The sequence below is a fragment of the Ruegeria sp. P8 genome, from assembly GCF_056534665.1.
In genome coordinates, this window is record NZ_JBQERC010000006.1 from 84,948 (window position 1) to 100,447 (window position 15,500).

The 15,500-nt window shown below is 56.0% G+C and carries 17 protein-coding genes and 1 pseudogene; 14 read left to right on the plus strand and 4 right to left on the minus strand.

Annotation, left to right across the window (positions count from 1 at the left end; translation table 11 throughout):
- Positions 1-66: 66 nt before the first annotated feature.
- The 3 genes and pseudogenes from ACR0BZ_RS10245 to ACR0BZ_RS10255 all read right to left on the minus strand — a co-directional run.
- Positions 67-207, minus strand: a pseudogene (locus tag ACR0BZ_RS10245) (DUF6429 family protein); the annotation flags it as partial.
- Between the two features lie 155 nt (positions 208-362).
- Entirely contained in the window at positions 363-665 is a 303-nt protein-coding gene (locus ACR0BZ_RS10250; protein ID WP_152460662.1) for an SH3 domain-containing protein, read from the minus strand.
- 102 nt (positions 666-767) lie between these two features.
- Complete coding sequence (locus tag ACR0BZ_RS10255; RefSeq protein WP_152460663.1) at positions 768-1,160, minus strand: GFA family protein; 393 nt, start codon at positions 1,158-1,160, stop codon at positions 768-770.
- A 251-nt stretch (positions 1,161-1,411) separates the two neighbouring features.
- Between ACR0BZ_RS10255 and ACR0BZ_RS10260 the strand changes: the two genes are divergently transcribed.
- The 10 genes from ACR0BZ_RS10260 to ACR0BZ_RS10305 all read left to right on the plus strand — a co-directional run bounded on the left by ACR0BZ_RS10260 (position 1,412) and on the right by ACR0BZ_RS10305 (position 10,682).
- Positions 1,412-1,663, plus strand: a complete 252-nt coding sequence (locus ACR0BZ_RS10260) for a WGR domain-containing protein (protein ID WP_170418006.1) — start codon at positions 1,412-1,414, stop codon at positions 1,661-1,663.
- A gap of 527 nt (positions 1,664-2,190) precedes the next feature.
- Positions 2,191-2,595: a DUF3768 domain-containing protein gene (locus ACR0BZ_RS10265; protein WP_152460664.1), complete on the plus strand. Its 405-nt coding sequence runs from the start codon at positions 2,191-2,193 to the stop codon at positions 2,593-2,595.
- A 218-nt stretch (positions 2,596-2,813) separates the two neighbouring features.
- Positions 2,814-4,679: a ParB/RepB/Spo0J family partition protein gene (locus ACR0BZ_RS10270; RefSeq protein WP_170417794.1), complete on the plus strand. Its 1,866-nt coding sequence runs from the start codon at positions 2,814-2,816 to the stop codon at positions 4,677-4,679.
- A gap of 115 nt (positions 4,680-4,794) precedes the next feature.
- Positions 4,795-5,088: a type II toxin-antitoxin system RelE/ParE family toxin gene (locus ACR0BZ_RS10275; RefSeq protein WP_170417791.1), complete on the plus strand. Its 294-nt coding sequence runs from the start codon at positions 4,795-4,797 to the stop codon at positions 5,086-5,088.
- Between the two features lie 5 nt (positions 5,089-5,093).
- A complete protein-coding gene (locus ACR0BZ_RS10280; protein ID WP_152460667.1) occupies positions 5,094-5,384 on the plus strand; it encodes an addiction module antidote protein in 291 nt (96 codons plus the stop codon).
- Positions 5,385-5,406: 22 nt separating this feature from the next.
- Positions 5,407-5,949 (plus strand): hypothetical protein, encoded by a 543-nt coding sequence (locus tag ACR0BZ_RS10285; RefSeq protein ID WP_170417788.1) that lies wholly within the window; start codon positions 5,407-5,409, stop codon positions 5,947-5,949.
- Between the two features lie 683 nt (positions 5,950-6,632).
- Positions 6,633-6,833, plus strand: a complete 201-nt coding sequence (locus ACR0BZ_RS10290; protein WP_170417785.1) for a hypothetical protein — start codon at positions 6,633-6,635, stop codon at positions 6,831-6,833.
- Positions 6,834-7,305: 472 nt separating this feature from the next.
- Complete coding sequence (locus ACR0BZ_RS10295) at positions 7,306-7,725, plus strand: hypothetical protein (protein ID WP_170417782.1); 420 nt, start codon at positions 7,306-7,308, stop codon at positions 7,723-7,725.
- The gene (locus ACR0BZ_RS10300) at positions 7,722-9,557 is read left to right on the plus strand and encodes a relaxase/mobilization nuclease domain-containing protein (protein WP_480920144.1); all 1,836 of its coding nucleotides are present in this window, start codon (positions 7,722-7,724) and stop codon (positions 9,555-9,557) included. Before ACR0BZ_RS10295 ends, ACR0BZ_RS10300 begins: the two co-directional genes overlap by 4 nt.
- A gap of 87 nt (positions 9,558-9,644) precedes the next feature.
- Positions 9,645-10,682, plus strand: coding sequence for a hypothetical protein (locus ACR0BZ_RS10305; protein ID WP_170417776.1), 1,038 nt, complete (start codon positions 9,645-9,647; stop codon positions 10,680-10,682).
- 488 nt (positions 10,683-11,170) lie between these two features.
- Here ACR0BZ_RS10305 and ACR0BZ_RS10310 read toward each other — a convergent pair whose 3' ends face one another.
- Positions 11,171-11,893 (minus strand): DUF1989 domain-containing protein, encoded by a 723-nt coding sequence (locus tag ACR0BZ_RS10310; protein ID WP_480587401.1) that lies wholly within the window; start codon positions 11,891-11,893, stop codon positions 11,171-11,173.
- A gap of 252 nt (positions 11,894-12,145) precedes the next feature.
- Between ACR0BZ_RS10310 and ACR0BZ_RS10315 the strand changes: the two genes are divergently transcribed.
- From ACR0BZ_RS10315 to ACR0BZ_RS10330, 4 genes are all read left to right on the plus strand, one after another.
- Positions 12,146-12,883 carry a BtpA/SgcQ family protein gene (locus tag ACR0BZ_RS10315; RefSeq protein ID WP_050687546.1) on the plus strand — a complete coding sequence of 246 codons (738 nt, stop codon included), beginning with the start codon at positions 12,146-12,148 and terminating at the stop codon, positions 12,881-12,883.
- A 12-nt stretch (positions 12,884-12,895) separates the two neighbouring features.
- Positions 12,896-13,516 carry a phosphoribosyltransferase family protein gene (locus tag ACR0BZ_RS10320; RefSeq protein ID WP_050687554.1) on the plus strand — a complete coding sequence of 207 codons (621 nt, stop codon included), beginning with the start codon at positions 12,896-12,898 and terminating at the stop codon, positions 13,514-13,516.
- 52 nt (positions 13,517-13,568) lie between these two features.
- Positions 13,569-14,501 (plus strand): ribose-phosphate pyrophosphokinase, encoded by a 933-nt coding sequence (locus tag ACR0BZ_RS10325; protein ID WP_050687556.1) that lies wholly within the window; start codon positions 13,569-13,571, stop codon positions 14,499-14,501.
- A gap of 73 nt (positions 14,502-14,574) precedes the next feature.
- Positions 14,575-15,459, plus strand: a complete 885-nt coding sequence (locus tag ACR0BZ_RS10330; RefSeq protein WP_050687558.1) for a LysR family transcriptional regulator — start codon at positions 14,575-14,577, stop codon at positions 15,457-15,459.
- Positions 15,460-15,500: the final 41 nt, after the last annotated feature.

Below are 15,500 nucleotides of genomic sequence, written 5' to 3' on the forward strand. Positions count from 1 at the left end.
AACCGCCAGCCAGCCCACACGCGTATGCAGACCTGCGTTACATGGAGGGACTTGTCATGGCGAATGCTATGTCTTTGGCTCCCGCCCAAAAAGCTCTGTGAAAAGCTTTTCGGAGCGGCGCAGGCCTTCATCGGTCAGTACCACCGATTTTGCCTTTCCAACCGGGTCCAGGATCAATCCGTTACGGTGCAGGCGATCAAGCGCTCCCCAGTCAAAGCCTTAGGGCCGTCCTGAACCCAGCGAATTCGGGGATGTTGCGAGCCGCTTCGACGACGGGTGTGAGCCCAACTAGTGGATTCGTCAGGGCGTTTCCGCCGGTATTCTATGATTGCTAAAAGATGGTGGTGCTGATCGCTGTCGTATTAGATTTTCCGCAAATATGCCCAAGAGACGTATCCCTTAAGCTTGCGCGCGCGCTCCAAAGAGACGCGGCACCAACGGGTGCCACCGGTCTGCTCACAGCCGTGAACTCGTAGTGCGGTTCCATTTGGAAGACCAACGATCACATTGAACCCTGTTCCAGGCCCACTGCGCATTTTTAGCATGTCACCGTCTTCGACGCCAAAAACCTCATATGTTCCGAGTGACGCGGCCGCCGCCGGTTTAACGTCCATGACGACCCCCAGGAACAAAGCCATTAGGGGTAAAAAGATTGCATTGCGCATCGCGATGTCCTGCTTATTGCCTCAACGACAATCGTAGCAACTCGGGTCACCAAGAGGAACAACTCCAAGACAGAAATGTAGGTGATACCAAAGCTTCAAACGCTACATTTCTTCCAAATGGTGGGGAACCCTGGCCCAGTTGGGGGCATCTTTCACAAAAACCTTGCTCGTTGGCTTGAAGTTGTTTGGCTCATCCAATGTCCCAGCCGCAATGCTCGTCAATCCGAAGGCTGTCACGCCCCACAGGCCTGATCCGCAGGTGCCACAAAAATGCTTGATGACAGGTCGACCTTCCTTTGAGGTCTTCTCAAAGGTCCGTGGTTTGCCTTTCAGCAGCTGCAGGTCTTCCGACTTTATCATGTACCCGGCATAACCGTCCGTTCCGGTCATCGATAGGCAATCACTGCAAAAACACATGAGTTGCATTACTGCGCTGCCAGTGACCTGGTATCGAACCTCACCGCAAAAACATCCGCCTTCCAAGATTTCAGCCACGTTGCCTTCATCCTTCTATTTCGTTTTGCAAGATATGAGAAAACCGTACCTACTCTGGCCAGTGGTCACAACGGTTCCAGCAGCGGAATGTGGAATGGTGCCAATATGAGCTCCTGTACCTGGATGGGTACGAGGCAAGCATCAGACAGATTGAGTTGTCGAATGTTTTCATCACGGTTCTGAATCCTTGCCAATTGACTGTTCCAGCAAAGTCATTGGACAGACGAGCTTTATTGATCGACAATCGCGTCATGGAGCTGACAGACACCACACCTGTGCACCTGATCCATGTGGACCCTGAGATCAACATGGCGCGGTTCTATGGCATCGAGTTGCAGCCGACGTTGTTTGGGGAGGTTTCAGTGCTTCGTACCTGGGGGCGTATTGGCACGAACGGGCAAGCCATGATGGTGACGTATGATGACGAAGCCCTGGCTAGTGAAGCGCTCCACAATCTCGAAAAGCAAAAGCTCCGTCGAGGGTATGTTCCGGTCGGTGAGTGACTTCGGGCTGCAGTCTGTTTCTGTGGCAAATCCCGAGCCTTTCGGCTCGTGAGCAGGCTCTAGGTTTCAGCCGACGTATCGGCTTCCACCCAGAACACCCCAGAATGATCTCCCTGTCCCAGTAGCCCCTGACCCGTCTCTTGCGAGCCGGGGCAGGGGCTTTGGGTCATGGTCGGTCCATGCCGTGGTGATCTGCCCATTCGGGTGACGGTCCCTTTTGCGCTCACGCAGGATCAGAGATCCTTTGTCCTTTCCTTGTGGGTCAGGCGGGATTTGGACAAGCCAAACGCTACCTTCCGTAAGGGGGAAGGCGCGGCCTCCCCCCTCGGACAAGACAAATAGACAATACCGTGTCCTCGCGCGCCTGCGCTGCGGGCCGCACCACTCTTGTCGATTGGTCCTGTCTCGCCCCTCTCCGCGTTCGCCACGGGGCAGGTTTTAGAGACGACGCCCTTTCAGGGCTCGGCTCAAAACCAGCACCAAAGGGGATCAACCCCAGAGGTCGCACCACAAAAGGAGAGACGGTTTTGGACATTGAAAAGACAAAAGACATCGACACTGACACCAGCCTGCAGGCGGCAGAGATTGCGACCCAGAATGACCTATTTCGGAAAGCGCTGATCGATCCGACTGCGGCAATCGAGATGCATTCTAAGGGAATTCAGGGTCAGGTATTTGTCACGCCCGGCGTGTCAGGTGAAGGGATGGAGTTCCAGACTGCAGCTTTGGCAGCGGTGGCGTCGGATGACCAGTTTGACGAGGGCAATGACCCCTATGGCGATCACACCTTTGGGGCGGTGACAGTCCGTGACCAGAAGCTGTTCTGGAAGATCGATCTTTACGACACGGACTACACGTATGGGTCCGACCGGCCGTTTGACACGTCAGTGACGCGCCGCGTTCTGACCATCATGTGCCCCAGCGAATACTGATCTCAATCCCAAACCGGAAAGGAGGTGAACACCATGAGCAATGAAATCTTGCAGCAACGTATCGCAGAAGCGTGGGCGCTAATCAGGAAGGGCGACAATTTCCACATCGCGCGCCGCTTCCTGATCCAACACGCAGCCATCTAAACGGCTCCGCTCTACCCCGGAAGGGGTAGGGCACCCTTAACACGATCTCAAACACTCAAACAAGGATTTGCCCCATGAGCAAAGTCGAAACATTCACCGCACCGGAAACCATCGAAACCGTATCCCTGTCCGATCTCTACCTGTCTGACATCAACCCACGACAGGAGGTTGGTGAGGAAGGTATTGCACTTCTGGCCGACAGTTTGGTTATGTGTGGCTTGATCCAGAACCTCAGCGGGTTGCGCGATACCGATGGCAAAGTCGCAATCGTTGCCGGTGGTCGCCGCCTACGGGCTCTGAACATCGCCGTGACTGAGCGCGCTGATCTGGCACAGGTTCCCGTTAAGGTCACGGACAATCCCTTCGTGGCTGAGCAATGGGCCAATGCGGAGAACACCGCCCGTGAAGAACTGGACCCTGTGGACGAGGTCCGTGCTTATGGCAAAATGGCCGAGAAATCTCTGTCTATTGCCAAGATCAGCAATGCGTTTGGCGTGACCGAATCCCATGTGCGCCGCCGCCTCGCGCTTGCCAGTCTGCCCGCCGCCGTTCTGGATGCGCTCAAAGCCGGTGAGATCAGCATGGGGCTGGCCAAGGCCATGACCGTCAGCACCGAAGAAGAGAAAATTCTGGAGGTTCTGGAACGGGCCAAAGAATGTCGGTGGTTCAGTGAGCATGATGTCAAACAGGCACTGACGTCGGAGGCTGTTAGCAGCACTAGCCGCAAGGCCGTATTTGTCGGGCAGAAGGCTTATGTTGAGGCGGGCGGCACCGTCACCGCTGATCTGTTTGCCGATGAAACCCTATTCAATGAAGGCGCGTTACTGGATCGTCTGTTTGCCGAGAAACTGGCGGTAGAAGCGGAAAAACTGCGCGACGCGGAAGGCTGGGACTGGGTGGACACCCATGAGGAAAGCTACATTCCCTATGGGTTCTCGGGTACGAAAGACATGCACCGTTTGGACATGGTGAGCCGGGACTTCACCGAAGGACAGGCCGAACGGTATGACGAACTTGCCGAACTCTATGAGGGTGAGGCTCTGGACGCGGATGGTGAAAAGGAGCTGGCCGCGCTTGAGGACTATACGGCGCCGTTCTATTCTGACGCGCAGCGCAAGCTGTCCGGCGTGTTTGTCTATGTCACCAACAATGGCGAGATCAAAACATCCCCGGCCTATGTCGCGGCGGAACATGTTCAGGCTGCCATTGAGGCTGGTGTTCTGGCCCCGGTCAAAGAACCGGAGATCAAGGAAGAACCAAAACCAGTTTATTCGCAGAAGTTCATCGACGACATGGTGGCGATCCGGCTGGCAGCGGTTCAAACGGCCCTGCTGGACAAGCCTGATTATGTGTTGAGCCTGTTTGCTTTCTTTGCCACCCCGGCCTCCGGTCTGAGCAGCAATCTGTTTGGGTTTGGCTATGGTGGTGCCGAGCGGAACACACCCGAGATCGATGACCAGTTCATCCTCGACCCGCGTCTTGGCGGAGAACGGGATGAAGCGGCACAGGCAGCCTATGACCAGTTCCACGAGATTGCCGCACAAGGCAGCGTGGAAGCGTTCAAAGCGTTTCGCGATCTGGGCAAGAAGACCCGCAATGGTGAGATCACGGGTTTTCTGGCCCGGCGGTTTCTGACCCAACGCCCGGAGTTCATGGCGGAGATCGAGGCTGAGATCGAGGCTGACATGCGCGCGATCTGGACCCCTTCGGCTGAAAACTGCTTCAAGCGTCTGAAAGGCTGGCAGCTGGATGATCTCTACAAAGACCTGCTGGACCTGCACATCGACGCCGACATGTTCAAAGCCTTCGCGAAATCCAAAAAGGGTGCCAAGAACGAGGCGCTGCACAAGCTCTTCAATGATCCAGAGCATCAAAAGGCACTGGGCGTGACCGAGGCACAGAAAGCCCGGATCGATGCATGGGTGCCGGATTGCTTCTGAAACTGGCAGGGCAGGGCGCAACGCGCCCTGCTTTTCAGCAATGATTTTTGATTTTAGTTCAATGGTATAGGTTGTTTTGACTTGAAAGGTTGTAGCCTGTAGGCTACATATAGGTATGATAGAAATTCGTAAGACGGACCTGTTCGACAAGTGGCTCAAGGGCCTGAAGGACCAAAGGGCGAGAGCCAGGATCTTGGTTCGCATCACGCGGTTGAGCCTGGGCAATCCCGGTGATGTGAAACCGGTTGGTGAAGGTGTGAGTGAACTGCGTATCTCCGAAGGGAAGGGGTATCGCGTTTACTATGTGTCGCGCGGTGACGTTTTGATCGTTTTGCTGTGCGGGGGAGACAAGTCATCCCAGCAAGCCGACATCAAAACCGCCAAGGCGATGGCAAGAGAGTTGGAGTGAAAAACATGGGTGTCAAAACAACGAAGTTTGAAGCGGCTGACTATCTGGACAGCCCGGAAGCCATTCAAGCCTATCTTGAAGCGGCTTTTGAAACCAGCGACACGGCGCTGATCGCGTCGGCACTTGGCGATGTTGCCAAGGCCAAAGGTATGTCGAGTGTGGCCGACAAATCTGGTCTGTCTCGGGAAAGCCTCTACCGCGCACTTAGCGAAAATGGCAATCCCGAGTTTGGCACGGTGCTGAAAGTGCTGAGCGCTGTGGGTGTGACGCTCACCCCGAAAATGCACGTGAATTAACCCACTTTAAAGGCTATCCACCATGTCCACCGATGCAGCTCCGTCTACGGTTGAAAAAGCCGCCCGCCGCGTCTGGAAATCCGCGCAGATGTTCGTCGGGTTTCATACAGACCAGAAGGGCAAGCCGCGCACACAGCCGAAGCTCTGGCCGCCAAAAAACGGGAGCGCGTCGATCCATGGTGATCCCAGCGCGCAGGAGGCCATCGTGGTCGTCAAAGCCGCTGATCCGGACGAGGTACAGGACGTGCAGATCAAGCTGCACCCAAACCGCATTGTTGTGCGCCGCGATGCAGATGCCTGGTGGCAGGGTGTCGCTGTAGATGAGCATACCGTGACGGTCCGAATGGCCGACAACACGATCATCGAAATCCGCCATGACGGATCGGTGAAGCGGCGCTCGGCAGAGGACGAAACCCATGTTGAAGCAGATGGCAGCATCTTCAAGTTCACGGAATTTGCCGAGGCGCATATGACGGGTGACGGGGTGGAAATGACCCGCCGCACAGAGGATCGCATTGCCACGATCACAGCTGACGGTGTTGTCGATCGCGCGCGCAAGCGTTAGCCTGTAAAGAATACCTCCAGATTTTCCTTTGGTTAAACTCGTGGCCCGCTTCGGTGGGCCTTTTTCTTGGCGTACTCATCACTGTATCTGCCCGTGCGCCGGTCTCGCCCCGCGACAGCGCTTGAGAGAGTTCTTGCGGATTACCGGGGCGTCCTACCGAACCCGCCAATCCAAATTGAGTCCGGCTGTTTACCTGATCCGCACAAGCACGGACCAGGGCCGGACCGTCCGGTCTTTGGCCTCCGCCAGTTGGATAGGGCGGTTTGCACCGTCCGTCATTCTTCATCCTTTGCGACGACGGTCATACCGACCCAGAAGGGCAACCCCCAACTTAGAACTGAGCGCCGCGCCTGTGTCGGATCGAGGTGATGTTGCCGCCATCAAAGACATCGTTTTGTTCAGATGTTCCGCGCGCAGCGATCCCAGAAAGCCTTGCCTTTCACCAGGTCTGACAGTTTCAAGTACGTTGCCGGAGAAGATCCTCGGCTGCGGTGTTTCTGAAGGGATGAACATAAGCGGGCAGTCGGGGAAGACGCGCGGCGCCCGGGCCGGGCGCCGCGCTTCAACAAGGAATGTCCCCTGCGCCTGCGGCGCATTCCGCGCGGATCAAATTCCCTGCTGACATCCCCTTGATGCCCGCTTTTCCCTTGTTCATCGAAACACGCCATAGCGAGGATCAAACAATGGCAACTCAAACTCTGAAACTGAGCGTCAAGACCGGTGAAAAAGAAGGCAAGACATTCTGGGATCGATGCGGGGTGCTCTTCGTCAATACCGATGAGACCGGCACCATCACCTCGATCCAGGTCAAGCACAGCATGTTCCCTGGCGTTGAGATGGTGGCCTTCCCGAAGCGCACCGATGACGATCCCGTCACCGAATGACGGGAGGGCAGGCCGGCGCAAGCCGCCCTTTCTTCTGCTCCGGCCGCAGGCCGGACCACATATGCGCCACAGGTGGCGCGCGGTCCTAAGACCGGGCAGGGGTGCCGACCTGCCCCAATGCGGCAGCAGACAACCCTGCCACACCCGCCGCGAAAGCGGCGGGACATTGAGCGCGCTGAGGCGCGCGGAAAATGCCATACTGACCTTGAACGTGCCGGTATGTGACGGGCGCTGTTCGGGCAGCTCCCGCTTTGCGTGATTGCCCTGCGCCGGTCCACCGGCACCCACGCCTGCTGGCTGGAAAAGGGGCAGGACCCTTTTCCCGGCGTGGAGATTGCCTCCAAGAGCAAAACTGTTCCGGGGGCAATTTGAGAAAATACGGATTTCTAAAATCACCCCCGGTTTCCTCTTGGAGAGTATGACAGGATAAGGTAGTTGTGTTACAAGTCATAAAAACAACCAGAGGTATACATTGAGCAAGCCCGGCGACACCACTGTCTTTTCCGTTCGATTGCCGTCAGATGCGTTGGTGCGTTTGGAGGAGGCCGTGCAGTCGCTTGGGGCCAAGAGCCGCAACCAGATCATCCAACGACTGATCTATCGTCTGATCGGGTATCTCGATCCTGACCCGGCCGTTGTCGATCTCTGGCAGACGCACTTGCGGCAGGTTCAGGGTGGATACACCAACCTCAATCAGCTCGCAAAATCGGCCAAACGCGGTTCGGTGATCTGGACCGATGACGACCGGCGCGATGTCGAAAACCTCCATCGTGCGATCATCCAGCACCGGCAAGACCTGAAGGCGCTGATCACCGCGGCCCGCCGAAACCGAGAGCCAGACTCCGCCATTCGCCGAATCTTGCGCGACGATGAGAGGACATCTGAAGCATGAACGTCGCGGCTCACAATTTGACGGCAGGGGACTTTCTGGAGCTAGCCTTCCGGGAAGCGCAGAAGGGTATCGATCGGTCCAAGCAGATCAGCCAGCAGCTGCAAACCGCCAAGCGCATGAAGTTCATGATCTCGCGGGCCTCATCCATCAAGGCGCGGCTTGGTGCTGTGGTTGGAAAGCCCGAGGCGGTTGTGAAACACGTCCGCAAAGGTGGGGTGAAAAAAGCGCATGAGCTGCGCCGCCAGATCAATTACCTGACCGTCAGGGCAGAGGGCGTGTTGGACATCCGCGACAATGGTGTGACCCCGCTCGATGCCGATCAGGTGAGTGATCTGATCGAGACCTGGGCCGAGGATTTCAACGGGAAAACCAACTATGGTTATACCCGTCACATGATCGTTTCTTTTCCCGAAGGCACCTATCCGGATGCCGCGCATGAGGCCGGTTTGGACTTCGCGGATCGCCTGTTTGGGAGCGGTGATTTTGGCGATACCTGGGACTATCTGACCGTGTTCCACAACGACACTGACAACCCCCATGTCCACATCGTTGTGAATAACCGAGGCGTGGAACATGGGCAGTGGTTGGCTATGGGTATGAGCAGCGACATGAACATCGACGTTCAGCGCTCTATCCAGGTTGAGGTTGCCGAAGGATACGGAATTGAGCTGACCGCAACGACCCGCCTTGAGCGCGGTTTGCGGCAGGAAGTTGAGACCGACACGTGGAAGGTTCAGGCCGGACTGTCTGTTGTTGAAAGCACTCCGGAGGTTGAAGTTACGGCCCGCGACATGGCCGGTGATGTGATGACACTCTCCATCGCAAGAATGTCGGATCTGTTTGATGAGCGCGCCAACGCTGTCAAAGACCGGATCGAAGAGTTTGCCATCCAACTCGTTGAAAGTGAGGAACCTATGGTATCGAGAATGGAACATCTGCTGGATCAAGCCCATCATTTTGATGATTACGGCGAGCCAGGAGACCCGTCTTATGTGTCGCCCGAAGTCATGAGCAACTTGCGGCGACACATCGAATTAGGCGGTTCTGAGGAAACAATCGCACCCGAGCTGAAGGCTCAGGTTGTTGCCCATATCAGCGACGTTCGGGACAACGAACAGAGCCATCCGTATCTGTCTGCCCTTGCTGATATTGTCGATGACAAGGAGTTCCAGGCGTCCGCTGATTATGCCCCGGCAGCACGCCGGTACGAGGTCTATATACAGGACACCTTGGGCAAGGGGGCCTATGAGGACTTCCAGACTCAGACCAAAGAATTGCTGCAATCCATCGACAAGATGGAAGGGCTGGCCCGTGAGGTTGACGACCCTCATCTGCGTGTCGCTATGGATATTCAAATTGGCGAGTTGAAGGGCGACGTTGCGGACCTGCGCACCAACGATCCGGACCTTCAAGCCTTCATCATCGAGGACCGCCGCTATTCAACGATGATGGGAATGGGCACTGCCGAAATGGATGTCTTGGATTATTCAGAGGCCGGCAAGTGGGCAGCGATCCGCAAAGAAGTCACCGACACGGCCAGCAGCTACGGCCTCGATGGCGAGGCGTTCGTTGCCCGCTTTGGCGATCATCAGAACGTCACCCTGGGTACAACAATGGGATGGCGCAGCGACGACATTTCGACCGCCGCGGCCCACTTCCAGGCGCAAGGATTACCCGACAGCCACGACCGCGCTGAGGCCGTTGTTGACGAGCTGCACCAGCTTGCGTCTTCCAGGATCATCGCAATCTCAGAAGAACTTTCAGACGTTCACGCCCACGCAACGCACCCGCTCTTGCAGGGGCGCGGTGACGATGACGGGCACAGCTTGTAAGGACTTTAACCGGTCTGCCTGATGCGCGCGCCAACGCCCCAGGCAGACCCATCACAGAGTTTTCCATCAACTCGCAAAGGAAAAACTATGGTTTCGCGTACAGACTATCTTTTGAACGAAGTCGAACACTTCGCACCCTATTCCAGATTTGATCAATCCGCCCCGCGTGAAGATCGCGTTTCAGAGCAGATCGACATCATCAGGAAAGAACAGCAGGCGATGGGCTTTGATCGTGCAGCCATCGCCTCAAACAGCTTCGACATCGAGGACCAGGCCAACCGCCGTGTTGACGAACATACTGCGCAACAAGATCTGGTCGAAGAATTCAAAATCGAATTTGAAGCTGCGGAGCGGTCAGGGGAGCCGGTTGATCTGAACGATATGCAGGCTTTGGTTTCTCAGCACATGAGTGATGCTCAGGAATACGATCTGTATCACCCTTACTATTCGTCCCTTGCGGATCTGAGTGGTGACAAGGATTTTCAGGAGTCCGACGACTACCAGTCGCCCGGTGATCGCTATGTTCAGTATATGCAATCCGCTTTGGGGGAGGCCATCTTTGAGAACTACGAGCAGCAGACCAAGGACATCGTGAACTCCATCGAGAACATGGAGGCTCTTGCACGAGAGGTCGAAGATCCACACTTGCGTGCCGCAATGGACGTTCAGATCGGGGAGTTGAAAGGCGATGTTGCCGAACTGCGCCCATATGACACCGACCTGCAGGCATACACTTTGGCTGATGACAGCTACACCACATCCATGAATGCGGCCGAGTTGGACAACCTGGACCCCACGGAAGCCGAAAAATGGCTGGCTGTGCGTGATGACATTGTGGCGACCGCGCACAGCTTCGGTCTCGACGGAAGCAAGTTCCTGGCCCGCTACAACGATCATGACAGCGTTTCAATCGGCACAACGGCGACTTGGAAAGACGCGGACATTTCCACCGCTGCCGCCCATTTCAACAGCCAAGGCGTTCCGGACAGCTACGAGCGCGCGGAGGCCGTTGTTGGTGAGCTGCACCAAGTTTCATCCAGCAAGATTGCCGCCGTGGTGCAAGAGATTGCCCATACCCGCGAACAGGCTACCCACGTCCATGAGTATGATGGACACAGTCTTTAACCACGGAGGACATGATAGATGATTGTTCGCGCCGGTGAATGTGTTGCCGGGAACAGCGAGACCACCGGGTTGGAGTAATGTGGGGTCTGTTCCGATTGGGACGGACTCTTGTCCTTGGACATTCCGGGCATTCGCTGCACCACGTTTGAATAGGCAAGAAGCGGACTTTGCCGACATTGATGTTTAGCCATGTTGCTGACGCAGCATTTGTTTTCTCTTGCAGCACAACCATCGCTGCGTTGCGGCCGCGAGCCGCGGGAGCGGACATTCAGAGTTCGTCGGGCCCCAAAAATCTGTTCCACTACCGAATGACGGAGGGGAGCCCGTAGTTCCAACCCTGTACCTTGCTCGAACAACCGCTAGACGTCGCCACTTCAAGGTTAACGATCGCCATCGGAGCTGAGATCTTTCCCCGTAAGCTCCTGACACAATGACAGCGCAACTTCGGCGAGGGTATCAATCAACTGCTTTTGAATTGGTCGGATACGTCAGGTGTCCGCGACGTAGAACTTCAGAATGTCTGGCGCGACACCCACGCCGTTGACTGGCGTGACGTCTTGAGGGCAGGCGGACATGACGGCGATGACGTCCATATCGGCGCGGAAGGTCACTTGGTCATCCGGTTTTGACACGGGTGCGACGAAACTTGTGCTGCCGTCGGCTTGCACAGGGACGTTCATCCAAAGATTGAAAGGGGCGGGAACAGCTGGCGCTTTGAGGCCAATGGCCATCAGCGCCATCCGCAGATTATCAGCGCAATTGTCGTGGTATTCCGTGCAGCCCAATTGCTGGTACCGGGCATGATCGCAGCAGGCGATTATCGTGTCATGCACACCATCGGATGTGTCTTCCGTGATTGTCATCAAGGGGCGACGCAGGTTGGAGGTCACACTGTCACCTACTTTGGGGAATATCGAGCCTAGGGCTGTGTGCAAATGCTCCATCGAAGAATACTCACCCACATCATCTGCTGCAAAAATCCAGAAATCGCAGACTTGATGGCCGCTGGGGTTCATCACGGTTAGCTGTTGACCTGCGCCGACGCGCACCGCCACGCCGCATCGCGCGTCGATTGTGTAGGTGTGGTTCATTCTGGGTGTGCCGTCAGCGGAAACGGCAATCTCAAGACTGCGGTTGGTACCATCGGGTCGGGAGGGGTCGAACGAGGCCATGGGCACGGGCTTTCGTGGATTATGTCTGGGTAGTTGCATTGTTTGGCGAGGGGCCATTCGCAAAGGAGCATAGACAGTTCTCGGCATATTGGAATGAAGCTTACGTGCTTCTCGTCGGAGACGTGCCGAAGATTAGCTCCGCTTTGACATCGGCTGGTTTTGCAAAGAACCGCAGGCGTTCTCATCGAGATGCATTCATTTCCAAGCTAAATGAACTAATAAGCACAATAAATTTTCTAAATTCCATTGCCGATGATAGCGTCCTCGCAATAACCGGGATTGAGAATTGAGATGGATCGACACGACTTCAAAAAGACCTTTGGCGCAACTGGTCCTGTCATTCTTCCTGTCATTCATGTGCTTGACAGCGAACAGGCCGAGCGGAACATCAAAGCAGCCATTGCTGGCGGGTGTCCGGGGGTTTTTCTGATCAACCACGACTTCGAGAAAGAGAAACTAGTCCCGATCATCAAGGAGATGCGGCAGGCGTTCCCGGACATTTGGCTCGGGGTGAATTTTCTGGCGGTCACCGGCAAGTTTGCCTTCCCAATTCTGGGAGAGATGCAAGCTGAAGGGTGCAAGGTCGATGGTTACTGGGCCGATGACGCACGTATGGATGAACGCCGTGCGGAAGATGATCAGCCCGAAGCAGATGAGATCGCGGCCATCCGCGAAGGAAGCGGTTGGACCGGGCTTTATATCGGCGGCACCGCATTCAAAAAGCAGCGCGACGTTGATCCAGCACAGTATGGCAAAAGCGCGCGCATCGCGACGCACTACATGGACGTCGTTGTGACCTCCGGCGTGGCGACTGGCCACGCAGCCGATGTTGGCAAGATCGACACGTTTCGCGCGCATTGCGGCGACACGGCACTTGGCCTTGCATCCGGCATCACACCTGAAAACGCAGCGCAATATGCAGATGCGGTTGATCTTTTCATGGTCGCGACCGGCATCAATTTTGACGGCGATTTCTACAATATTGATCCTGAGCGCCTGAAGCGGCTCATGGACCTCACACAGACATAAGGGAGAGAAAAGATGGCTCAAGACAAAGGACCCAGAGACGACCGTTGGTACTTCTCGCTGATGGCCCCGAACACCAAAGGCGACAAGTTTGCATGGCTTGACCCGACCTCAATCTACATCAACGGCAAGGCGTATCATGATCTGCTGGATGATCTGGTGGCTGATCTAGATGCCGATGAGATTGACGTCGTCGCGGGCCTTGATGCGATGGGCTTTGTTCTGGCGGCGGGCATCGCGGCCCGTATCGGGAAGGGGTTTCTGCCCATTCGCAAACCCGGAAAGCTCTGTGTGGATACAGACAGCGCGTCTATGACCAACTACTCCGGTCAAACCCAGTCGATGGAAATGCGCACGCCCGCCTTTGCACCCGGAACGCGGGTTTTGCTGGTGGATCAGTGGGTTGAAACCGGCGGCACGATGCATGGTGCTGTCCAGCTGGTTGAACAGCAGAAGGGCAAAGTTGCGGGCATGGTGGCGATTGTCATGGAAGAGAATGACAATACGAAGTCCTATCGCGAAAAGTACAAGGTCGTCACCGCGATCCAGCCCGGCACCGAATGGCAGCGCCAGGCCAATGCGCAGTATCTGGAAAGCTTCAAGACCTACAAACCCGAGATGGCGTTCCCGGTCTAAGGCCTGAACCCGGCGCACATCCAATCAAACTCTGACCAGAGGGGCTCGACAGATGAAATTGATCTGTGGAAACAGTAACCGTCCGCTTGCTGAAGCGATTGCCGCGCATATGCGTGTCCCTCTGGCTGAGTGTAACGTGCGTCGGTTTGCCGACGAAGAAGTCTTTGTCGAGATACAGGAAAACGTGCGCGGCGATGACGTCTATGTCATCCAATCAACGTCCTATCCAGCCAACGACAACCTGATGGAGCTGCTGGTGTTGATCGACGCGCTGCGCCGATCCTCTGCCGGGCGGATCACCGCCGTGATCCCCTATTTCGGCTATGCCCGTCAGGACCGCAAATCAGCCCCGCGCACGCCGATCACGGCAAAGCTTGTGGCGAACATGATCACGCAGGCGGGCGCGCATCGGGTGCTAACTATGGATCTGCATGCAGGGCAAATTCAGGGTTTCTTCGACATTCCCACCGACAATCTTTACGCGGTGCCCGAAATCGTGCGGGATATCGAAAAGCAAAAGGACCGCGACAATGTGATGGTCGTATCCCCGGACGTAGGCGGTGTAGTGCGCGCACGCGCTTTGGCGAAACGTCTCTCGACTGGCCTCGCAATTGTAGACAAGCGCCGCGACAAGCCCGGCTCGTCTGAAGTCATGAACATAATCGGGGACGTCTCTGGCAAGTCCTGCATGTTGGTCGATGACATTATCGACTCTGGCGGTACGCTCTGTAATGCCGCGACGGCGCTGCTCGAAAATGGCGCGGCGGAAGTTTCTGCTTACATCACCCATGGGGTCCTGTCCGGCAAGGCTGTCGACAGGATCAATGCATCTGATCTGACGTCCCTGGTCATCACCGACACAATTTGCGCTACCGAAGCGGTCACCGCATCATCGAAAATTCGCGAGATTTCGATTGCGCCAATGTTCGCCAAGGCGATCACACGGATCGCGAATGGAGAGTCCGTCAGCGTCTTGTTCGAATAGAGGGTGATCATACGATTTGCATAAAGCAACTTTATCGTTGTTCGCTATACATTTTCAGCGCTAATGTTCTCGTATGGGCGCGGTCAACCTTTCAACAGAGCTCCTCAGAGCTTTCATCACTGTCATTGAGGTGGCAAGTTTCACGCGCGCGGCCGAGATACTTGGTCGGACGCAACCTGCCATCAGCCTGCAAGTGAAGCGCTTGGAAGAAGCGGTTGGCTATCCGCTCATTGCGCGGAAGGGCAAAGAGATATCGCTCACGGAGCGGGGGGAGGCTCTGGCCATACATGCGCGCCAGATTCTGCGCCTGAACGATCTGGCAATGGCGGAGTTTGAGCAGCGTGATCCCGCAGCAAGATTGCGGGTGGGGTTGCCTGTGGACTATGCGGTCAACACCCTGCAAGCCTGTTTGACGGACGTTGTCCGACAATTCCCCGATACACAGATCGAAATTCGATGTGATCTGTCCAAGCATCTGCTGGCGGCCATGCGGAGCAACGAAATCGATATCGCCGTGGCATTGTTCGACGGGGACGACCAGCAGTTCCTATTCCGCAACTGGAAAGAACAACCAACCTGGGTTGGCGCCAACGGGTTCGAGATCCCGGAACATGCTGACATCCCCCTTGTCGCGCACCCCTTTGGTTGTGTGTACCGCGACCGTATGGCTACCGCTTTGAAGTTGGTGGGAAAAAGCTGGCGCATCGCTTACTCCAGTCCCGGCATTGGTGGCGTTCAACGCGCGGTCCAGGATGGCCTTGGCCTTTCGTGCCTGACTGCTCCGACGGTCCAAAGCGGCATGCGCACTTTTTCTGAACAAGACGGCCTGCCGGTTCTTGCCCCTTTGCACATCGGGCTTTTCGCACGACAGGCTCAGTTGGGTGCGGGCGGATACGCGGCCATGGATGCCATGATCAACACCTTGGAGCAACGCTCATCGAGCGCTATTGACGCATAACTGCTCATTATGAAGGCATATCAACGATAAATTTCCTAAAA